19 protein-coding genes and 1 riboswitch are annotated in these 20,803 nt (G+C 43.9%); of the genes, 17 read left to right on the top strand and 2 right to left on the bottom strand.

Annotated features, from left to right (window positions below; all coding sequences use genetic code 11):
* The first annotated feature begins 97 nt into the window (after positions 1-97).
* The 14 genes from NST12_RS14560 to purD all read left to right on the top strand — a co-directional run bounded on the left by NST12_RS14560 (position 98) and on the right by purD (position 15,337).
* Complete coding sequence (locus NST12_RS14560; RefSeq protein ID WP_048624115.1) at positions 98-292, top strand: NETI motif-containing protein; 195 nt, start codon at positions 98-100, stop codon at positions 290-292.
* Between the two features lie 235 nt (positions 293-527).
* Positions 528-1,895: an ISLre2 family transposase gene (locus NST12_RS14555; protein WP_003355652.1), complete on the top strand. Its 1,368-nt coding sequence runs from the start codon at positions 528-530 to the stop codon at positions 1,893-1,895.
* 194 nt (positions 1,896-2,089) lie between these two features.
* A riboswitch (purine riboswitch) is annotated at positions 2,090-2,191 on the top strand.
* A gap of 230 nt (positions 2,192-2,421) precedes the next feature.
* Entirely contained in the window at positions 2,422-2,910 is a 489-nt protein-coding gene (gene purE, locus NST12_RS14550) for a 5-(carboxyamino)imidazole ribonucleotide mutase (RefSeq protein WP_040341288.1), read from the top strand.
* The gene (gene purK / locus NST12_RS14545) at positions 2,903-4,060 is read left to right on the top strand and encodes a 5-(carboxyamino)imidazole ribonucleotide synthase (protein WP_341101718.1); all 1,158 of its coding nucleotides are present in this window, start codon (positions 2,903-2,905) and stop codon (positions 4,058-4,060) included. Before purE ends, purK begins: the two co-directional genes overlap by 8 nt.
* A complete protein-coding gene (purB, locus tag NST12_RS14540) occupies positions 4,057-5,355 on the top strand; it encodes an adenylosuccinate lyase (protein WP_003354077.1) in 1,299 nt (432 codons plus the stop codon). The genes purK and purB overlap by 4 nt, the downstream gene beginning before the upstream one ends.
* A gap of 128 nt (positions 5,356-5,483) precedes the next feature.
* A complete protein-coding gene (gene purC / locus NST12_RS14535; RefSeq protein ID WP_003354078.1) occupies positions 5,484-6,206 on the top strand; it encodes a phosphoribosylaminoimidazolesuccinocarboxamide synthase in 723 nt (240 codons plus the stop codon).
* Positions 6,199-6,453 carry a phosphoribosylformylglycinamidine synthase subunit PurS gene (gene purS / locus NST12_RS14530; protein ID WP_003354079.1) on the top strand — a complete coding sequence of 85 codons (255 nt, stop codon included), beginning with the start codon at positions 6,199-6,201 and terminating at the stop codon, positions 6,451-6,453. Before purC ends, purS begins: the two co-directional genes overlap by 8 nt.
* Complete coding sequence (gene purQ / locus NST12_RS14525; RefSeq protein ID WP_003354080.1) at positions 6,450-7,133, top strand: phosphoribosylformylglycinamidine synthase subunit PurQ; 684 nt, start codon at positions 6,450-6,452, stop codon at positions 7,131-7,133. Before purS ends, purQ begins: the two co-directional genes overlap by 4 nt.
* Entirely contained in the window at positions 7,117-9,336 is a 2,220-nt protein-coding gene (gene purL / locus NST12_RS14520) for a phosphoribosylformylglycinamidine synthase subunit PurL (protein ID WP_341101712.1), read from the top strand. Before purQ ends, purL begins: the two co-directional genes overlap by 17 nt.
* On the top strand, positions 9,321-10,736 hold the full coding sequence (gene purF, locus NST12_RS14515) for an amidophosphoribosyltransferase (protein WP_341101709.1): 1,416 nt from the start codon (positions 9,321-9,323) through the stop codon (positions 10,734-10,736). The genes purL and purF overlap by 16 nt, the downstream gene beginning before the upstream one ends.
* A gap of 55 nt (positions 10,737-10,791) precedes the next feature.
* Complete coding sequence (purM, locus tag NST12_RS14510) at positions 10,792-11,817, top strand: phosphoribosylformylglycinamidine cyclo-ligase (RefSeq protein WP_341101704.1); 1,026 nt, start codon at positions 10,792-10,794, stop codon at positions 11,815-11,817.
* A 19-nt stretch (positions 11,818-11,836) separates the two neighbouring features.
* Entirely contained in the window at positions 11,837-12,403 is a 567-nt protein-coding gene (gene purN, locus NST12_RS14505) for a phosphoribosylglycinamide formyltransferase (protein WP_341101701.1), read from the top strand.
* A gap of 15 nt (positions 12,404-12,418) precedes the next feature.
* Positions 12,419-13,954 (top strand): bifunctional phosphoribosylaminoimidazolecarboxamide formyltransferase/IMP cyclohydrolase, encoded by a 1,536-nt coding sequence (gene purH, locus NST12_RS14500; protein WP_341101698.1) that lies wholly within the window; start codon positions 12,419-12,421, stop codon positions 13,952-13,954.
* A gap of 114 nt (positions 13,955-14,068) precedes the next feature.
* Positions 14,069-15,337 carry a phosphoribosylamine--glycine ligase gene (gene purD, locus NST12_RS14495; RefSeq protein ID WP_341102251.1) on the top strand — a complete coding sequence of 423 codons (1,269 nt, stop codon included), beginning with the start codon at positions 14,069-14,071 and terminating at the stop codon, positions 15,335-15,337.
* Here the strand turns inward: purD and NST12_RS17190 are convergent.
* Together NST12_RS17190 and NST12_RS14490 are read right to left on the bottom strand one after the other, a co-directional pair.
* Entirely contained in the window at positions 15,315-15,422 is a 108-nt protein-coding gene (locus NST12_RS17190) for an EYxxD motif small membrane protein (RefSeq protein WP_412677267.1), read from the bottom strand. The two genes, purD and NST12_RS17190, sit on opposite strands and share 23 nt — an antisense overlap.
* Positions 15,423-15,711: 289 nt before the next feature.
* Positions 15,712-16,026, bottom strand: a complete 315-nt coding sequence (locus NST12_RS14490; protein WP_341101696.1) for a YgaP family membrane protein — start codon at positions 16,024-16,026, stop codon at positions 15,712-15,714.
* A 360-nt stretch (positions 16,027-16,386) separates the two neighbouring features.
* On the opposite strand from NST12_RS14490, the gene NST12_RS14485 reads away from it, so the two are divergent.
* From NST12_RS14485 to NST12_RS14475, 3 genes are all read left to right on the top strand, one after another.
* A complete protein-coding gene (locus tag NST12_RS14485) occupies positions 16,387-18,126 on the top strand; it encodes an adenine deaminase C-terminal domain-containing protein (protein ID WP_328201173.1) in 1,740 nt (579 codons plus the stop codon).
* Positions 18,127-18,192: 66 nt separating this feature from the next.
* On the top strand, positions 18,193-18,504 hold the full coding sequence (locus NST12_RS14480) for a YerC/YecD family TrpR-related protein (RefSeq protein ID WP_003354092.1): 312 nt from the start codon (positions 18,193-18,195) through the stop codon (positions 18,502-18,504).
* 149 nt (positions 18,505-18,653) lie between these two features.
* The gene (locus NST12_RS14475; protein WP_048624106.1) at positions 18,654-19,886 is read left to right on the top strand and encodes an erythromycin esterase family protein; all 1,233 of its coding nucleotides are present in this window, start codon (positions 18,654-18,656) and stop codon (positions 19,884-19,886) included.
* The last annotated feature ends 917 nt before the right edge of the window (positions 19,887-20,803 follow it).

Below are 20,803 nucleotides of genomic sequence, written 5' to 3'. Positions count from 1 at the left end.
TGATTTAAAATAAAACGCAACAGTAAAAATACTCTATCCATAAATTGTACAGGTATCAATCGATATGGTCGAATGATGGAAAAAGGAAGCTGCTCTGATGAGTAAAAAGAAGATATTTGAGATGAAAGAAAATGAAACCATTGATCAATTATTGGCACGAATGTCCGAAGAAGGATATAAACCCGTTAGAAGAACGGAAGAACCCATCTTTCAAGAAAAGAACATAAACGGAAAAATAGAATATGTTCCTGTTGGGCGAATTATAAAGTTTGAAGGGAAAAAAGAAGGTTAAACCCGAACGTTTTCTATTGAGACTGTTTTTATTGTTCGAAAGTGTGAGTAAAATGTTTGTGGGAGAAATTCTTAGAATTCCCCGATGAGGGGGTTGGGAACGTAGGTTCGCAATCCCCCTCATCGGGGCCACCAAGCAAAGCGCGGTAGGATCCCAAGCAGGAAACATGAAAAAAGGACTCTCTCCCTGGTAAGATGATCATTGTTCACACCATCAAACAGGAGGAGAGAGTCCTATGAATATTCAACAACATCTTACCACAAATTCGTTGACATGGAAAGAGATCGAACTTGATTTGTTTCGAGCCTTGCAAAACGCCTTCACCGAGCTGTTTACGGCTCTGTTGGAGGACATCGACCGACAATTGGCGGAAACCCGGGACAAGCGCCGGTACCACTTGAAAGACAAACGACGCACCACGATTCAAACCTTGTTTGGCGAAGTTACCTTTGAGCGAAACTACTATTTAGACCGAGAACAAAACCGTTACACGTTTTTGCTTGATTCCTTTTTAGCGTTTGATGGATCGCAGTCAATCAGCCCTTGTCTAGAAGAAACGGCGATGGGATTGGCTGTGGAGTGCTCTTCCTATCGCAAAGCGGCTCATACGCTTGCCCAGATGGTCGGGTATCCGGTGATGAGCCATGAGACGATCCGCCAGTTGGTGCTCGAGGCTGAAGTTCCGCTGCACTGCCCGGTTGACCAGCGATATGGACGGGTGCTGTTTGTGGAGGCCGATGGACTGTTTGTCTCTCTCCAAGGGAAGGGAAAACGGGCCAAGGAAGACAAAATCCTGACCGTTCACGAAGGATGGAAGCGTAACGGCTCACGGATCGAATTCGTGAATCAGCGCCATTACGTCCATGAAGGCAAGGGGGAGGTGTGGGAAGGCTTCGAGGAATTTTTGATGAACGAATATGCCTATGATCCGTGTCGGGATCTTCTTGTCATCAACGGGGACGGCGCTCCATGGATTACCGCGTGCCGGGAGTATTTCAAAGGACGGGTCTGCTTCCAATTGGATCGATTCCACGTGGCGCGTGAGTTGCGCCAATGCCTCTCGGGCCATCCACGGTGGCAGGCGATTCGGCAAAAGCTGGCGAAGCAGGATGAAGAGAAGCTGCTTGTGGAACTGAACAGCGCCCTCGGCACGCTGGGGGACGAAGCGAAAGAACAACAGCTGGCTGCCTTGATCCACCGGATCGAATCGATGCCGGGATGCATCCGTGATTACCGGGAATGGCTGAAGGAGCAAGGAGTGGACACAACGGGCATGTATCCGATGGGGAGGGCTGAAAGCGTGATGAGCCAGCTGGCGTATCGGGTGAAATACCGCCGCAGTTGGACAGACAAGGGACTCAGGGCGTTTTTCAAGGCAATGATTGCCCGGATGGATGGGATTCGTCTTTTCGGACATCGTTTAGGAGAAGAATCGTCGCATCCGGCGGAGGAAACGGCATCTACCAAACAGACGATCGTGAACAAGGCGAAACAACGCATCCGCCGTCTTCTTCCAGAGGTAACGCGGAATAACGTGCCATATTTACAGCAATCGTCCGGGACTCCGATCTATCATGCCCTGTCTGAATTCAAGGGATGGTAAAAAAAGGTATACATATTCGTCTGTCATGGCAAGGGATGAGAGTCCGAAAGCGCTTACGGATGAAATTCAAAAAAATGGTTCGCTAACCTATGACTTACATCTGTTTTCAGGAATCAAAAAAGTTCCCACAAAGTCTTGACTGACTCTGTTCGAAAAATTTTGTTGACAATGGCTTGTTTTCATTGTTAAGATGGAGTTGTCAACTCAATAGCCCTCATATAATCACGAGAATATGGCTCGTAAGTCTCTACCCGATTACCGTAAATAATCGGACTATGAGGGAAAGTAGCTATCTGGAAAACTGTGAATGAAAGAGGCATCTTCAGGATGGCGATTGCACTATGTTCTGAAAGCCGTTCATTCCATGTGCAGCGCCATTGGAAGAAGAAATCTTTCTTCGATGAGTCCTGCCATAAAAGGCTTTTAATTGGTCTTTTCTTACCCGGATTCACTGCTTTCTCTCAAAGAAAGTATGTGAAGCCGGGTTTTTTTGTTATATAAGACTGCATCACGTGGAGGGATGGAAATGCCGGCGGAAGTAGGAGTGATTATGGGAAGCGCATCGGATTGGGAAACGATGAAAAACGCCTGTGAAGTATTGGATGAATTAGAAATTGAATATGAGAAAAAAGTCGTTTCGGCACATCGCACTCCTGATTTGATGTTTGATTATGCCGAAAGTGCCAGAGATCGAGGGATCAAAGTGATTATCGCAGGAGCGGGTGGAGCCGCGCATTTGCCGGGGATGGTAGCGGCTAAAACGACTCTTCCCGTGATCGGAGTTCCGGTTCAATCCAAAGCATTAAATGGTTTAGATTCCCTGTTATCGATCGTACAAATGCCCGGCGGCATCCCGGTGGCTACAGTAGCGATTGGGCGTGCCGGCGCCACGAACGCCGGTTTGCTGGCAGCGCAAATATTATCGATTGAGAATCCCGACATTGCCCGCAAATTGGAAAACCGACGAATTGAGCTGAAAGAAAAAGTACTAGAAAGCAGTGATCAACTTGACTAATCCAGTCATTATGCCAGGAAAAACGATTGGAATTATTGGCGGCGGCCAGCTAGGCAGAATGATGGCACTGGCAGCAAAAGAAAAAGGGTTTCGAATCGCTGTATTAGATCCTGCGGAAGATTCTCCGTGCGGTCAAGTGGCTGATGTGGAAATTACGGCGGCCTACGATGACCAAAACGCTTTGGCGCGGCTTGCTCAAATAAGCGATGTGATCACGTACGAATTTGAAAACATCGATTATGAGTCATTGCGGTGGCTCGAGCAAAGAGCCTATCTTCCGCAAGGAGCCGAATTGATTCGCATTACTCAGGATCGGATTTTAGAGAAAGATGCTATCACAAAAGCGGGTGTGCCGGTGGCCCCTTATAAAGTGATTTACGAAGAAAACGAACTATATGATAAGATAAAAAAGCTTGGTTATCCTGCTGTTTTAAAAACCTCAAGAGGCGGTTATGACGGAAAAGGCCAGTATGTGATTCGCCGCGAAAGCGAGATCGAAAAGGCAGCCGAATTGCTGCAATCAGGTCCGTGTGTATTGGAAAAATGGATTCCGTTTACGACGGAAATTTCAGTGATTGTATTTCGCAATCCGGATCGCGAAGTCAGCTTTTTGCCCGTTGGCGAAAATATTCATGTCGAGAATATTTTGCATCAAACCATTGTTCCGGCAAGAGTGGACGGGGATGTCAAACAAAAAGCGGTGAAATTGGCGCTCAAGATCGCCGACTATTTGGAACTGATCGGAACGCTGGCGGTGGAGATGTTCGTGTGCTCAAACGGTGAGATTTATATAAACGAACTGGCCCCCAGACCGCACAATTCCGGCCATTATTCGATCGAAGCTTGCGAGGCGTCTCAATTTGAACAGCATATACGAGCGATTTGCAATTGGCCTTTCCAGAAAACGGAGTTGTTAAAACCGGCTGTTATGGTCAATGTTCTAGGCAAGCATTTAGAGGGGGCGTTAAACGAATTCCATCGCCACCCGGACTGGTCGTTTCATTTATACGGAAAAAAAGAAGCGAAAGAGAAAAGAAAAATGGGGCATATCACCGTCTTGACCGACGATCTTGAGAAAACATTGCAAGAAATAGACGATAGCAGGATTTGGAGCGCAAAAGAAGAAAAGATCGGAGGCAGTATAAGATGATCGATCGTTACACCCGCCCGGAGATGGGGGCGATTTGGACTGAGGAAAACCGCTTCAACGCTTGGCTGGAAGTGGAAATTCTTGCTTGCGAGGCGTGGGCGGAACTGGGAGTCATCCCGAAAGAAGATGTGAAAAAAATCCGGGAGAATGCAGGCTTTGATATTCGCCGCATTAAAGAAATTGAAGAAGAAACTCGCCATGATGTAGTGGCCTTTACAAGAGCCGTATCGGAGACGCTTGGCGAAGAGCGAAAATGGGTTCATTATGGATTGACGTCTACTGACGTTGTCGATACAGCCCTATCGTACTTGCTTAAGCAGGCAAATGAGATTTTGCTTAAAGATTTGGAAAACTTTATTGAAATTCTTCGCCAAAAAGCGAAAGAACATAAATATACCGTGATGATGGGAAGAACTCATGGAGTCCATGCGGAACCAACTACTTTTGGGTTAAAGATGGCGCTTTGGCACGAAGAAATGAAGCGGAATTTGGAACGGTTCAAACGAGCGGCTGAAGGAGTGCAGTACGGAAAAATCTCCGGAGCCGTTGGCACTTATGCGAATATCGATCCATTTGTTGAACAATATGTATGCCAAAAATTAGGCCTCAAACCGGCGCCTATTTCCACTCAAACGCTTCAGCGCGACCGTCACGCATACTACATGAGCACGCTCGCTTTAATCGCGACGTCGATCGAAAAATTTGCCGTGGAAATTCGCGGACTTCAAAAGAGCGAAACGAGAGAAGTGGAGGAGTTTTTCGCGAAAGGCCAAAAAGGATCATCGGCCATGCCTCATAAACGGAATCCGATCGGATCGGAAAACATGACAGGAATGGCCCGTGTGGTAAGAGGGTATATGCAAACTGCATATGAAAACGTACCGCTATGGCACGAACGGGATATTTCCCATTCTTCTGCGGAACGCATTATTTTGCCTGATGCGACGATTGCCCTTAATTACATGCTCAATCGCTTCGGCAATATCGTGAAAAATTTGACCGTCTATCCGGAAAATATGAAACGAAATATGGAAAAGACGCTTGGTCTTATTTATTCACAACGCGTTTTGCTCGCCCTGATTGAAAAAGGCCTTACACGTGAAGAGGCATATGACACCGTTCAGCCGCGGGCCATGGAGGCTTGGGAAAAACAAGTGCCGTTCCGTCAACTAGTAGAAAGCGATGAAAAAATTACCTCGAAGTTGACAAAAGAAGAAATCGATGATTGCTTCGATTACCACTATCATTTAAAACATGTCGATACGATTTTTGATCGTCTCGGTTTGAACGACTAAGCAAAAGAGGCTGACTTTTAGGCTGTTTCTTGTGTTTGCGAAAAAGGCAAGAGGGCTTAAAGCGGTCGGCCTCTCTTAAAACCGCTGTATTCGGAAGATTATCAATATTCCAAAATGAGGTGGACAACTTGAAAAAAGGCGAGCTTTTGTATGAAGGAAAAGCGAAAAAGATTTATGCAACCGACCAAGAAGATATTCTATTCGTGGAATATAAAGATTCCGCGACCGCTTTTAACGGAGAGAAAAAAGCGGAAATTGCCGGAAAAGGAAGCCTCAACAACCAAATTAGCAGTTTTATTTTTACGAAAATGAAAGAAGAGTTGGATCTGCCGACTCATTTTATCCAACAAGTTTCAGATCATGAGCAGCTGATCAAACGAGTGAAGATTATCCCGCTTGAAGTCGTGGTTCGAAACGTTTCTGCAGGAAGCATGGCGAAAAGGCTGGGGATAGAAGAAGGGATCCCGTTAGAAGAGCCTATCATTGAATTCTACTTAAAGGACGACGAACTTGGGGATCCTTTGATCATAGAAGACCATATTCGCTTCTTAAAAATCGCTTCTTCCGAAGAAATGGAACAAATCAAAAAGATGGCGTTGAAAGTCAATCAGTTTTTGATTTCCTTATTTGATTCCTTAAATATTCGTTTGATCGATTTCAAATTGGAATTTGGCAAAGATCCTCAAGGAGAAATTTTGCTTGCGGATGAAATTTCGCCTGATACATGCAGGCTTTGGGAAAAAGAAACGAATCGAAAGCTGGATAAAGACGTGTTTCGCCGCAATCTTGGCAATTTAATCGATGCCTATACCGAAGTGCTTACGAGATTAGGAGGGAAAACACATGTATAAAGTGAAAGTTTTTGTGACACTCCGTGAAAGCGTATTGGATCCTCAAGGGGGAGCTGTACAGCGTTCCCTTCACAGCCTTGGATTCGGACAGGTGGAGGATGTCCGTATAGGGAAATACATGGAGCTGACTGTGAAGGAGAGCGATCAAGACATCGATGTCGTGGTCAGAGAAATGTGTGAGAAATTATTGGCCAACCCGGTGATAGAGGAATTTCGTTATGAGATAGAGGAGGGTGTCATCCAGTGAAATTTGCGGTGATTGTCTTTCCCGGTTCCAATTGCGATGCCGATATGTACCACGCCGTCAAAGATGAATTGGGGGAAGAAGCGGAATTCGTTTGGCACGATGCTGATGATCTGAGCGGATACGACGGTATTTTGCTCCCGGGGGGCTTTTCATACGGCGATTATTTGCGGTCAGGCGCCATTGCCCGCTTTTCTAAAGTGATGGAAAAAGTGGTCGAAGCGGCAGAAGAAGGGAAACCGATTCTTGGCGTTTGCAATGGATTTCAGATTTTGCTGGAATCAGGGCTTTTACCTGGCGCCATGAGAAAAAACGATCAATTAAAGTTTATTTGCAAAACGGTAGAACTGACTGTAGAAAATAATGAAACGATGTTTACAAACGGTTATGAATTAGGGGAGACAATCCGAATCCCTATCGCTCATGGCGAAGGCAACTACTATTGCGATGACAAGACGCTTGAAACGTTAAAGCGTAACAAGCAAATTGTCTTTACGTATCAGAACAATCCGAACGGCTCAGTTGCCGACATTGCCGGGATTATCAATGAAAAAGGGAATGTTCTTGGGATGATGCCGCATCCTGAAAGAGCGGTGAACGAACTGCTGGGCAGCAGTGATGGCCTTAAGCTTTTCCAATCGATTGTCAAACAGTGGAGGGAATCGTATGCTACTACGCACTGAACCAAAACCGGATGAGATAAAAGAAAATAAATTGTATCGGCAAATGGGTCTTAGTGACGAAGAATTTGCGCAAATTGAATCGATTTTGGGAAGGCTTCCCAACTACACGGAGACCGGTCTTTTTTCTGTCATGTGGTCGGAACACTGCAGCTATAAAAATTCAAAAGTAGTGCTAAAAAAATTCCCCACAGAGGGAGAAGGAGTTTTGCAAGGACCGGGGGAAGGAGCCGGCATTGTCGATATCGGTGATGGCCAGGCAGTCGTTTTTAAAATCGAAAGCCATAACCATCCTTCTGCCATTGAACCGTATCAAGGTGCGGCAACCGGTGTGGGGGGAATTATCCGCGATGTGTTTTCCATGGGGGCAAGGCCGGTAGCTTTGTTGAATTCTTTAAGATTTGGAGAATTGAAGTCTTCCAGAGTCCGATATTTATTTCAAGAAGTAGTGGCAGGCATCGCCGGCTATGGAAATTGCATCGGCATTCCAACGGTTGGGGGCGAGGTGCAATTTGATCCTTCTTATGAAGGGAATCCGCTGGTGAACGCAATGTGTGTCGGCTTGATCGATCATCAAGATATTCAGAAAGGCCAAGCGGTAGGGGTAGGCAATTCCGTCATGTATGTCGGTGCGAAAACAGGTCGCGACGGAATTCACGGAGCCACTTTTGCTTCGGAGGAATTAAGTGAGCAATCTGAAGAAAAGCGCCCGGCTGTTCAAGTGGGGGATCCCTTTATGGAAAAGCTGCTGCTAGAAGCCTGTCTTGAATTGGTGAAATCAGATGCACTTGTCGGAATTCAAGATATGGGAGCAGCCGGATTGACCAGTTCAGCGGCCGAAATGGCAAGCAAAGCCGGATCGGGAATCGAAATGAACCTCGATCTTGTACCTCAACGGGAAACGGGCATGACTTCTTATGAAATGATGCTGTCTGAATCGCAGGAGAGAATGCTGATCGTTGTCAAAAAAGGAAGAGAGGAAGAAGTCGTTTCTCTTTTTCAAAAGTATGGATTGGAAGCAGTCGTCGTCGGAAAAGTAACGGATGATTCCATGTTGAGACTGACTCATCGCGGCGAAGTCGTAGCGGAAGTTCCGGTCGATGCATTGGCGGAAAATGCTCCGGTTTACCATAAACCTTCTAAAGAACCGGACTATTTCCGTGAATTTCAGCAAATCGATGCACCGGCACCTGAAGTGAAAGATTTTAAAGAAACGCTGATCAAACTGCTTTCGCAGCCGACCATTGCGAGCAAAGAATGGGTGTACCAGCAGTATGACTATCAAGTTCAAACGAATACAGTCGTAGCGCCTGGCTCAGATGCGGCGGTCATTCGAATCCGCGGAACGAAAAAAGCGCTGGCGATGACAACAGACTGCAATTCCCGCTATCTCTATCTTGACCCGGAAACAGGAGGAAAAATTGCAGTCGCTGAAGCCGCTCGCAATATTGTTTGCGCAGGCGGTAAACCTCTCGCTATTACGGACTGCTTGAATTTTGGCAACCCGGAAAAGCCGGAAATCTTTTGGCAGCTGGAAAAAGCGGTGGATGGAATGAGCGAAGCCTGTAAGACGCTTCAAACTCCGGTCATCGGCGGGAACGTATCGCTTTACAATGAAACAAACGGCACGGCAATATATCCGACTCCTGTCGTTGGCATGGTTGGACTGATTGAAGACGTGGCTCACATTACTAAACAAACGTTTGAACAAGCGGGCGATTATATTTACGTCGTGGGGAAAGCGAACAACGATTTCGGCGGCAGCGAACTTCAAAAAATGCTGGAAGGTCGTATTTTCGGTAAAGCGCCGGAAATCGATTTAGCGGTAGAGCGAAAAAGGCAGCAAGCTATTCTGCAAGCCATTAAAAGGAAAACCGTACAATCTGCTCATGATATTTCCGAAGGGGGATTGGCTGTCGCGTTGTCAGAGTGTTTGTTTGGCACTGGTTTAGGAGCGGATATAAAAATTGAAGGAGAGGCCGTTTGCGAACTGTTTAGCGAAATGCAATCACGTTATGTGCTATCGGTGAAACCGGAACATCGCAGCCTTTTTGAAACGATTGTGACGGACGCGGTGTGCGTAGGCCGCGTTGTCGACGAACCGCTTTTAACGATTCGATCTGCTGAAAATGAATCGATTTTGCAGGCGCAAGTGAGTGAGCTTGAACAAGCCTGGAAAGGAGCTATCCCATGCTTGCTGAAATAAAAGGATTAAACGAAGAATGCGGAGTGTTTGGCGTTTGGGGACATGAAAATGCTGCTCAGATCACGTATTACGGCCTTCATAGTTTACAGCACCGCGGTCAAGAAGGAGCCGGAATTGTCGTAACGGACGGCTGCGAATTAAAGGGGTTAAAAGGGAAAGGGTTAGTGACAGAGGTTTTCAGTCGTGAAGCCATCCACAATTTGCATGGATACGGTGCAATCGGCCATGTCCGTTACGCGACAGCAGGCGGAGGAGGGTACGAAAACGTTCAGCCCCTTCTCTTCCATTCCCAGACCGGGAGCTTGGCCCTCGCTCACAATGGCAATTTGGTCAATGCCACCATGCTCAAATATCAGCTGGAAGCTCAAGGAAGCATTTTTCAAACCAGTTCGGATACAGAAGTACTTGCTCATTTAATTAAAAGAAGTGGTTTTGTCCATTTGAAAGATCAGGTCAAAAACGCGTTAACCATGCTAAAAGGCGCATACGCATTTCTGATCATGACGGAAACGGAGTTGATGGTTGCCCTCGATCCGAACGGATTAAGACCGCTTTCCGTTGGACGGCTTGGAGATGCGGTGTGCATCGCTTCGGAAACATGTGCATTTGATGTTGTCGGTGCTCAATTCGTCCGGGAGGTGGAGCCGGGGGAATTGATCATCATCAACAATGAAGGAATGTATTCGGAGCCGTTTGCGTTAAAAAGCAATCAAGCCATTTGTACAATGGAATACGTTTATTTTTCCCGCCCTGACAGCAACCTTCACGGGATTAATGTGCATAGCGCCAGAAAGAGCATGGGGAAAAAATTAGCTGAAGAAGCGGGCATCGAAGCGGATGTCGTCACGGGAGTGCCGGATTCCAGCATTTCCGCTGCCATCGGCTATGCAGAAGCTTCCGGTATTCCGTATGAACTGGGCCTCATCAAAAATCGCTACGTCGGACGCACGTTTATCCAGCCATCCCAGTCGCTGCGCGAACAAGGAGTGAAAATGAAGCTTTCTGCCGTTCGCGGTGTCGTCAATGGGAAAAGAGTGATTATGGTGGATGATTCGATTGTCCGTGGTACGACCAGCAAACGAATTGTCCAGCTTTTGAGAGAAGCAGGCGCCAAAGAAGTTCATGTCGCCATCAGTTCGCCTCCCATTACCCATCCGTGTTTCTATGGGATTGACACATCAACGAAAGAAGAATTAATTGCTTCTTCTCATTCTGTAGAAGAAATCAAACAATTAATTGGCGCGGATTCTTTAACCTTTTTAAGCCTTGAAGGAATGATCGAGGCCATTGGCCATGCAAAAGACGGAAATCATTGCGGGCAATGCTTAGCCTGTTTTACCGGAAAATATCCGACGGAGATATATCCGGCAGGAAAGGAACAGATGGTGACTTTATCTTAGTCGAAATGGTTTCCCAATACATTGTTAGAAGGGCGCAAATGGAGGAGGACCGGGAATGGCAAAATCATATAAGTCGGCTGGAGTGGATATAGAAGCAGGGTATGAAGCAGTTGAACGAATCAAAAAACATGTCGAACGGACGAAAAGACTTGGGGTTATGGGAGCACTTGGAAGTTTCGGCGGTCTGTTTGATTTATCCGTCCTCCAGCTTAAAGAACCTGTTCTCGTATCAGGTACAGATGGTGTGGGGACCAAATTAAAAATTGCTTTTATGATGGATAAGCACGATACGATCGGCATCGATTGCGTCGCCATGTGTGTCAATGACATCCTCGTTCAAGGAGCCAGTCCGATCTTTTTTCTCGATTATCTCGCTTGCGGGAAAAATGAGCCGGAGAAAATAGAACAAATTGTGAAAGGAATTGCTGACGGCTGCGAACAAGCAGGGTGCGCCTTAATCGGAGGAGAGACAGCAGAAATGCCGGGCATGTACGCTCCCGGGGAATATGATCTGGCCGGCTTTGCGGTAGGGGCGTGCGAAAAAAGCGAGCTCATTTCGGGAAGTGCAATTAGGCCAGGTGATGTTTTGATCGGTCTTCCATCAAGCGGAATTCATAGCAATGGCTATTCTTTGGTGAGAAAAATCTTCTTTGAAGAGCATCGATTGCACATCGACTCTCAATTGGACGGTTTGAAGGGGACACTGGGAGAAGCATTGATTGAACCGACACGAATTTATGTCAAGCAAATCCAAAGTATTCATAAAAAAGGTACAATTAAAGGGATGGCCCATATTACAGGCGGAGGCTTTATTGAAAATATACCTCGTGCTCTGCCGGCCGGATACGGTGCGGAAATTGCAGAAGGCACATGGGAAATACCAGCCATTTTTGAAGTGCTAAAAGAATATGGAAAACTGGATCGGAAAGAAATGTATAATATTTTTAACATGGGAATTGGGCTGGTCTTGATCGTCGCAGCGGCGGATGCGGAGGCTGTTTTAAACGATCTTGAACAGATAGGAGAAAAAGCGTTCAAAATCGGACAGGTGGTTCCTCAAGAGGGAATCCGCATTTCCTGATTGGAGAGGTTGGAAACAGATGAAAAAAGTGGCGATATTCGCGTCTGGAAACGGCAGCAATTTTCAAGCGCTGGCAGAAGCAAGTTTGCGAAAGGAACTAAACGCGGACATCTGCTTGCTTGTATGTGATCAGCCGGAAGCTTATGTAGTCAAACGGGCACGCAATTTAGGGATTCCTGTGTTTTCCTTTCGGGCAAAAGAATATCCTTCCAAAGAGGCGTTTGAAAACGAAATTGCATCAGAGTTAGCCAAAAGGGGAGTCGAATGGATCATCCTTGCCGGCTACATGCGTTTGATCGGCTCTACACTCTTAAATCGTTATCGCAACCGTATCGTGAATATTCATCCTTCGCTTTTGCCGGCGTTTCCGGGAAAAGATGCCATTGGACAAGCTTTGGACGCCGGGGTAAAAGTGACGGGGGTTACCATCCATTTTGTCGATGAAGGAATGGATACCGGGCCGATCATCGCTCAACAAAGCGTCAACATTTTGGCTGAGGACACAAGAGAAACGCTTCAGAAAAAAATCCAGGCTGTTGAACATGAGTTATATCCGAAAACCATCAATGAATTATTGGATGAATAGAAAGGGAGATCAACTATGAAAAGACGGGCATTAATCAGTGTTTCCAATAAAGAAGGGATCGTGGAGTTTGCAAAAGGACTGGTTTCTTTAGGATTTGAGATTCTTTCAACCGGCGGCACCAAAACGATCTTGGCGGAAAACGGAATCCCGGTTACAGCCGTCGAAGAAATAACTGGATTTCCGGAAATATTGGAAGGCCGTGTGAAGACTCTTCATCCTCTTATTCATGGCGGGCTGCTGGCGAAATGGGATCACGAACTGCATCAACGGCAAATGAACGAACAAGGAATTGAGCCCATCGAAATCGTTTGCGTCAATTTGTATCCTTTCCAGCAAACGATTGAAAAAGCGGATGTTACTCCGGAAGAAGCTATTGAAAATATTGATATCGGCGGGCCGACTATGCTTCGATCCGCAGCGAAAAACCACGAGTATGTCACGGTGCTGGTCGATGCGGCTGATTACGGAAAAGTGCTGGACGAGCTGAAAGAAAATGGGAAAGTCAGCAAAGAAACTAAGAGAAAACTGGCTGCCAAAGTATTTAGGCATACGGCTGCTTACGATGCTTTAATTTCGCAATATATGACCCGTCTTGCCGGCGAAGAGAATCCGGAGAGAGTCACTTATACATATGAATTGAAACAAACGCTTCGCTATGGTGAAAACCCGCACCAAAAGGCGGCTTTTTATCAAAAACCGCTCGGTTCGGATTTTTCCATTGCCAGAGCCAAGCAATTGCACGGCAAAGAACTTTCTTATAATAACATTCGCGATGCGGACGCTGCTTTGCAAATCATTAAAGATTTTCAAGAACCGGCTGCCGTTGCGGTCAAACATATGAATCCGTGTGGAGTGGGCATCGGGAATTCAATAGAAGAAGCCTACGCAAAAGCTTACGAAGCGGATCCGGTTTCTATTTTTGGAGGAATTGTGGCGCTTAATCGACCGGTCGGAAAAGAGCTGGCGGAAAAACTGCATGAAATTTTCCTTGAGATTGTGGTGGCTCCTGAATTTACAGAGGAAGCGCTGGACATTTTAACCAAGAAGAAAAATATTCGGCTGTTAGTCCTTCCGTTTACGGGTGAGAAGAAGAAAGAAGAAGTATTGACATCGGTTGAAGGCGGCCTCTTAGTCCAAGATCCGGATACGTTCTCGCTGGATGAAGCTGAGCTGAAGACGGTGACGAAGAGAGAGCCTACTGCAGAAGAATGGGAAGCTTTGAAGCTTGGATGGAAGGTAGTCAAGCATGTGAAGTCCAATGCCATCGTAGTGACCAACAAAGAAAGAACGTTAGGAATCGGAGCAGGACAAATGAATCGCGTCGGCGCTGCCAAAATTGCGCTTGAACAAGCCGGCGACTTGGCAAAAGGAGCTTGCCTGGCTTCAGATGCCTTTTTCCCGATGGACGACACGGTAGAAGCTGCTGCCAAAGCAGGAATCACCGCTATTATCCAGCCGGGAGGATCGATCCGTGATGAGGATTCCATTAAAAAGGCGGATGAATACGGAATCGCAATGGTGTTTACAGGCGTTCGTCATTTTAAACATTAAACGGTTTGGGGAAGTATGAAAAGGCCCGACGAACGACAGTCTTGTTTTGACCGGGCTTTTTACCTCCCCTAATCTTTGAGGGCGAATGAGAATATGAGAAAAGAGGTGGCTGGTTTGAAGATCCTTGTGGTCGGCAGAGGCGGACGGGAGCATGCGATCTGCAAAAAGCTGAATGAAAGCGTGCTTGTTGAAAAAGTATTTTGTGCTCCAGGCAATGCCGGTATTGCTGAAGATGCGGAGTTAGTGAATATAGACGAAATGGATTTTGCCGGTTTAGCCGATTTTGCGGAAAGACAAGGCATCGAATTAACGGTAATCGGTCCGGAAAATCCATTGGCTGCCGGGATTGTGGATTATTTTCAACAGCGTGGATTAGCGGTTTTCGGACCTAATCAAAAGGCGGCCCAGTTAGAAAGCAGCAAATCATTTGCAAAAGAATTGATGAAGAAGTATCAGATCCCCACAGCATCCTATGCCGTATTTGAAGAGTATGAAGAAGCAAAAGCTTATATTGTCCAACATGGGGCTCCTATCGTGCTAAAAGCAGATGGGCTTGCAGCCGGAAAAGGGGTTACCGTTGCCATGACGTTGGAAGAAGCGTTATCGGCCCTGGAAGAAATGCTTTTGAATCAGAAATTCGGCGAAGCGTCGTCCAAATTGGTGATTGAAGAATATCTGCAAGGGGAAGAATATTCTCTGATGGCCTTTGTTCATGGCGAAAAAGTATATCCCATGGTCGCTGCTCAAGACCATAAGCGGGCGTATGACGGCGATAAAGGACCGAACACAGGCGGGATGGGGGCTTATTCACCTGTCCCTCATTTGCCGGCTGACATCGTCGAACAATCCGTCCGCGAAATTTTGGAGCCATGTGCAAAGGCAATGGTGAAAGAAGGATGTCCGTTCACAGGGGTTATCTTTGCCGGCTTGATGATGACAAAACAAGGTCCTAAAACGATCGAATTTAATGCCCGTTTTGGAGACCCTGAAACTCAAGTAGTTTTGCCGCGATTGGAATCCGATTTGGCGCAGGTATTTTTAGATGTGCTGGCCGGAAAAGATCCACAACTCAAATGGAAAGAGGAAGCGGTTCTTGGGGTTGTATTGGCTTCAGAAGGCTACCCGGGATCGTATCAAAAAGGAGTCCCCATCAAGGGATTAGATGAAATTGAGCAGGCGACGGTTTATCATGCGGGAACGATTCGAAGTGAGAAAGGAGCCATTTGTTCCGACGGCGGCCGCGTTCTGTTGGTTGCGGCTAGCGGTGCATCGGTAGAAGCAGCCCAGCAGCAAGTCTACCGGGAAATGAAAAAATTGGATCAGCCCGGATTTTTTTACCGAAAAGATATCGGTGCAAGGGCTATTGCTCGTTTCTCCTCTTAGACATGCGGAAAAAAATATAGATGAGAGCAGCAATACTTCCAATGAGAAGAATAAGTGCAAATGACGAGTGTGTGATATATTCCATAAACGTCCGATTGTACATTTTTCGTTCACTCCTTTTGGTCAGTTGAAATTGCCTTTCATAGTGCTTAATGCTTAACTCTTGTCATCAACCGCCTGATAGTTTCTTTTGAAACATTCAGGCGGCATTTCAAGATTGTTCAGGCTATTCGCTTTCTGTTTAAGTGCCTTCTTGTTTGTAGACTGCGCCCTCCTATTTGAAAAAAACGTTCTGACGCAATTTAATGTTATTTAGACTGTCATCAATCTCGTGAAAGCTGATTTTGAAAAAAACTTCTCGAGGATTTAGATATTTATGACGGATTGTAAGGAATGTCGATGTCTTCCTTACGGTTCGCCTGATTTTGTTGATTCTGTTGGTTTTGCTGATTTTGCCGGTTTTGGTTATTCTGCTGGTTCATGAAAGAACCGTTTTCCCATAGGTCGGTCAGCGGACAATATTGTAAAATTCCTTCTCCAACCCGCATGGCCCCTAGGAAAGCGATGAACAAATACGATTGCCGCCAAGGCTTTTTGGAAAGCTTAGCTGTCCCCCATGCAAGCATTGTGAGTCCGCAGGTTATTCGAATCAAAGCATTCAAAAGACCGATATTTTGTTTTACTTTCAAAGGGATCGCCTCTTTTCACTAAATTTTCAAACTTTACATTCTTTTTACCCTGAGTTTGTCGCCAAAATATGGTACTATTAAAATTAACATTTTTCCTTGAATATCAGTAAACATCGCCACTGCAAAAAGCGGTAAAAGGATGATTCCGTTTTTGACATAGTACCGAATGAAGCAGGCGGAATGTTTAGCTATTCACTTCATCTTTTCAGCAAAGGACAGTTTTTTCAATGACAGCCTTTTTTTCATTCAGCAAGAGCTTTTGTGTATGACATTCATCCGTTCAGCATAAACCCATATAAAGAAGAGAACGGGAAGAATCCATAGTAGAAAGTTTTAATACAATTAGGAGGGCCCTTAATTATGTTAGAACAGCATTATCGGTGGAAAAACAGACAGCTCAGAGATCATGTGGCAGTGATTGACGGAGAAAAGCCTCCGAATATATTGCTGAAAAACGCGCGATTTTTGCATTCCACAATGCGAAGATGGGTGGAAGCCAATATTTGGATCGCAAACGACCGCATCGTTTATGTCGGGGAGAAACTGCCGCAAAAGCTAGACGAATGTGAAGTAGTAAACTGTGAAAATTTTACGCTTGTGCCTGGTTACATTGAGCCGCATGTTCATCCTTTTCAACTTTATAATCCCCAGTCATTTGCCGAATATGCATCTCAATCAGGAACAACGAGTTTCGTCAGCGATAATCTTGTGTTGTTCTTGTTTTTGAAAAATAAGAAAGCGTTTTCTTTGATGAATGAGTTAAATAAGCTTCCGTTCTCTTTGTTTTGGTGGTGCCGGTATGATCCGATGACGGAACTGAATCAAGAGGATGAAAAATTTTCGCATAGAGATGTCAAATCATGGATTGAAAGCGGATTTGTTATCCAAGGGGGAGAACTGACTGGCTGGCCAAAATTGTTGGACGGAGATGATATGATTCTTCACTGGATACAGGAAACAAAGAGGCTTGGAAAAAGAATTGAAGGACATTTTCCGGGAGCTTCGGAGAAAACGCTTACGAAAATGACGCTTTTAGGAGCAGATGGCGACCATGAATCGATGACCGGAAAAGATGTGTACAAACGACTGATGCAAGGATATACGGTAGCTTTGCGCCATTCTTCCATACGTCCAGATTTAGAAATCCTTTTAAGAGAAATTCGGGAAATGGGTTTGGATCAGTATGATCAAATGACGTTTACAACGGATGGCTCTTTTCCCTCTTTCTATGAAGACGGGGTGATCGACCGTATGATCGCCAAAGCGTTGGAATTTGGCGTTCCGACGATGGATGCTTACCAAATGGCCAGCTATAATGTCGCAAAGCATTATCGAATCGATCATTATTACGGTATGATTGCTCCTGGACGAGTAGCCAATATTAATTTTCTGGAAAACGAAAACAATCCGACGCCTGTTTCCGTTTTGTCGAAAGGACAGTGGGTCAAAAAGAACGGAACGAAGGTGTATCATGGCCATCCGATCAAATGGGAAAATTGGGGATTGAAACCAATATCGTTCCATTGGGATTTAAAAAAAGAAGATCTGCAGTTTTCAATGCCGTTTGGCATCCAGATGGTCAACGATGTTATTACGAAGCCATATTCACTAACAAGGGATATTTCATTGGATCAACTTCCGGAGGATGATGAAAGCTTTTTGCTGTTATTGGACCGAAACGGACAATGGCGGGTGAGCACAGTGTTAAAAGGTTTTGACAATCGAGTGCAAGGTCTTGCTTCATCCTTTTCAAGCACTGGCGATATTGTATTGATCGGAAAACGCAAAGAAGAAATGCGTCGAGCTTTTCAAAGAATGAAAGAGATCGGGGGAGGAATTGTTCTTGCGGAAAACGGCAAAGTCATTCATGAAATCCCCCTTAAGCTTTCCGGCATGATGTCAGATCAGAGCATGGAAGAGTTGATCAAAGAAGAAAAAAGGATGAAAAAATTGTTAATCGACCGCGGCTATTCTTTTTCTGATCCTTTTTACACACTGCTTTTTCTGTCAGCTACCCATTTGCCGTATATTCGTGTTACTTCGCGCGGCATCTATGATGTCATGAAAAAAACTATACTCTTTCCCACTATAATGCGTTAAAATAATGAAATACAGACATATCAATTCCATTTTCAAAAATATCGGGAAAAGGAGTATGAATCGTTGATGCAAATTGATAAATTGCGCGGCAAAGAGTTGGATCAGCTTTTTCAGGCAGTTTTATCGTTAAAAGATTTAGAAGAATGCTATCGTTTTTTTGATGATTTGTGCACGGTTAATGAAATTCAATCTCTTGCGCAGCGCCTTGAAGTGGCCAGAATGCTCCAGGAAGGGAAAACGTACCACAAAATTGAGAATGAAACCGGCGCCAGCACCGCTACCATTTCCCGCGTGAAGCGCTGTTTGAATTATGGAAATGATGCTTATCGAATGGTATTAGATAGAATCAAAAATGAAAAAGAGCAAAGCGGCGAATGATGACGGGGGATTTTCCTCCGTTTTCTTGCTTCTAGCATGGCTTATTGGAGTTTGAAGCGATAAGGATTGCCCTTGAGTAGCCTTGCTACCAAGTATGAAGTTATTGAAAAAGAAAGACTTAATTATAAAAAATGAAGCGGGTGGCAATTATGTCAATCTTTCAATTAACGAATAGAAAATATAAAAAGGCTGTGGAATGGGTTAGAGAACATAGTTATGGTATAGACTCCCTGGAAAAATGTGAGATTAATGACTTTAATTTTTTAGAAAATATATTAAAGGATAAGCAAATCGTTTGGTTGGGTGAAAATGGACATGGAATTGCAGAGCATAATCTTTTAAAATCTAAACTTATTGAATTCTTATATCACAAAATGGGATTCAAGGTAATAGCATTTGAAAGCGGCCTAAGTGAATGCTATAGCGCTAACTACTTTAAAGATGATATTTCTGTGAATGAACTTATGGATAAATCAATATTTTCTTTATGGAAAACAGAAGAAACGCTACCTTTGTTTGAATTAATAAAAGGATCTGATTTGAATCTTATAGGATTTGATTTTCAACCTTCATCCAAACAAAACTTATTTGTAGATCTGTTGGACAAACTGGATATTGATTTACCCTTAAAATTCAAATTAAGTATAAAAGCTTTGGATAAAGCAACAATGGATTGGTATATGCGTATTGGCAAGTTGAAAGGAGAGAGGAAGAAAATACCAAGACATATTATGCAAGAGTATTTGGAAACCCAAAAAGAATTAACAGAATTGTTCTCCTCGCTACATAAGACATTAGAGGAGTTGGAAAAAGAATTTATTAGGAAAGATATGCATATATATTTTCAATTAATTCAAAGAGTCATAGAAAATAGACGACTTTTATTATCAAACCTTGCCACTGGACATCGTACTTATCAGAAAATTAGAGATCAAATTATGGCATACAATATAGAATGGATTTGTGAAAAATTATACCCGAATGAAAAAATTATAGTATGGGCACACAACTCCCATATTTATAAAAATTATGAAAATCTAATTAAATATAAACCTATGGGATCATTAATGAGTCCAGAGATGGTTAGTAAATCCTATTATCTCGGACTGTTTATGTATGAAGGGAAGGCGGCCTTAAATAATAAAACAATATATGATTTAGTTAAACCTCCCAAAAAGAGTCTTGAAGATTATATGAACCATAATAAATCATCGATATCTTTCATTGATTTTTCAGATGTATCACCCAACGAATTGAACAAATGGATTTTTAACAAAACTCTTATATTAGAATCAGGAACAATGCAAAAATTAATTACTCCAGCGCAGCAGTTGGACGGTATTTTCTTTGTAAAAAAAGTTTCACCGCCTCATTATCTTTAAGCTGACTTTCATTATATGATCATCAGAATTCTTCCTATAAATTGCCGTTTTTGGCTTTTAGCGGTCTATGGCTTATTTTGAAGCATTACAAATCAGTATATTTGATGTCAAAGTGAACTTATATTTTTTCTTGTCTTGTAACGTACGTTGTTTAGTTGGATTACTTCTTTAGATATGCGTTTACTCTTTCTATCGCGGTGCAACGTTTGTCTCCATACCACAATACAATTTTGACTTCTTTGATCTTTTGGACTTCTATTTCTCATGGTTCTAGAGTATCAAACTCATCATCCAATTGAAGATTAAATCAAACAATCAGGAAAAGAGATTAACTTTTATACCCGAAATATTGACTCCAATCCACTTAAAAAGACAATCGGCTATATTGACAATTCCGTCATTTTATTTGACGAAGCTATTTTTCTTGGAGAGATTGAAATAATGTGCGTTCCAGCTTCCAAAAACCTAACCCGCTTTTTTCATAATAACGTAATTCTTCTTCTGCTTTTTTAAGTATTTTATGGTTGTCTCTAAATCGTTCTCTAAATATTTTATCATCACAAGAGATCTATAATAGAATATAAACTGGTTTTCGGTACAGCTTTAAAATGTTTTTTCATATCCGCTAATGTAGAACGTTCTGATTCATGTAAAAACTTATAAAGCATGTAAGAACTTTAATAATCTCCTTATAACCTTCCTTGGCTTTTCCCGTCAAGGCGTTGATTTTTACGCTAACAAATTCGTATTGGTACAAAGCGATTTCACCCCAATTTTTATATTCTGATATTTTTGAAAAACAATCCTTTTATTATCCAATAAATGAGTATAAATCTTCAATATTTTTCGCTGTCCGGATAGGAAAAAGGCGTTCACAAATCAAAGGAGAATCGTTCGATGACCTGTGTGGGTGGTTT

It is taken from the genome of Bacillus sp. FSL W8-1127 (genome assembly GCF_038006725.1).
In the GTDB taxonomy this organism is placed as follows: domain Bacteria; phylum Bacillota; class Bacilli; order Bacillales; family DSM-4216; genus Bacillus_O; species Bacillus_O smithii.
Note: the sequence above shows the minus strand (reverse complement) of the source record. Positions and strands in the feature narration are given on the sequence as shown.

Coding starts and splice junctions, on each gene's coding strand:
- purM (WP_341101704.1), top strand. CDS start 10,792: ATGGCAAAATCATATAAGTCGGCTGGAGTGGATATAGAAGCAGGGTAT.
- purN (WP_341101701.1), top strand. CDS start 11,837: ATGAAAAAAGTGGCGATATTCGCGTCTGGAAACGGCAGCAATTTTCAA.
- purS (WP_003354079.1), top strand. CDS start 6,199: ATGTATAAAGTGAAAGTTTTTGTGACACTCCGTGAAAGCGTATTGGAT.
- purB (WP_003354077.1), top strand. CDS start 4,057: ATGATCGATCGTTACACCCGCCCGGAGATGGGGGCGATTTGGACTGAG.
- NST12_RS14475 (WP_048624106.1), top strand. CDS start 18,654: ATGTCAATCTTTCAATTAACGAATAGAAAATATAAAAAGGCTGTGGAA.
- NST12_RS14480 (WP_003354092.1), top strand. CDS start 18,193: ATGCAAATTGATAAATTGCGCGGCAAAGAGTTGGATCAGCTTTTTCAG.
- purH (WP_341101698.1), top strand. CDS start 12,419: ATGAAAAGACGGGCATTAATCAGTGTTTCCAATAAAGAAGGGATCGTG.
- purE (WP_040341288.1), top strand. CDS start 2,422: ATGCCGGCGGAAGTAGGAGTGATTATGGGAAGCGCATCGGATTGGGAA.
- NST12_RS14560 (WP_048624115.1), top strand. CDS start 98: ATGAGTAAAAAGAAGATATTTGAGATGAAAGAAAATGAAACCATTGAT.
- NST12_RS14555 (WP_003355652.1), top strand. CDS start 528: ATGAATATTCAACAACATCTTACCACAAATTCGTTGACATGGAAAGAG.
- purF (WP_341101709.1), top strand. CDS start 9,321: ATGCTTGCTGAAATAAAAGGATTAAACGAAGAATGCGGAGTGTTTGGC.
- purL (WP_341101712.1), top strand. CDS start 7,117: ATGCTACTACGCACTGAACCAAAACCGGATGAGATAAAAGAAAATAAA.
- NST12_RS17190 (WP_412677267.1), bottom strand. CDS start 15,422: ATGGAATATATCACACACTCGTCATTTGCACTTATTCTTCTCATTGGA.
- NST12_RS14485 (WP_328201173.1), top strand. CDS start 16,387: ATGTTAGAACAGCATTATCGGTGGAAAAACAGACAGCTCAGAGATCAT.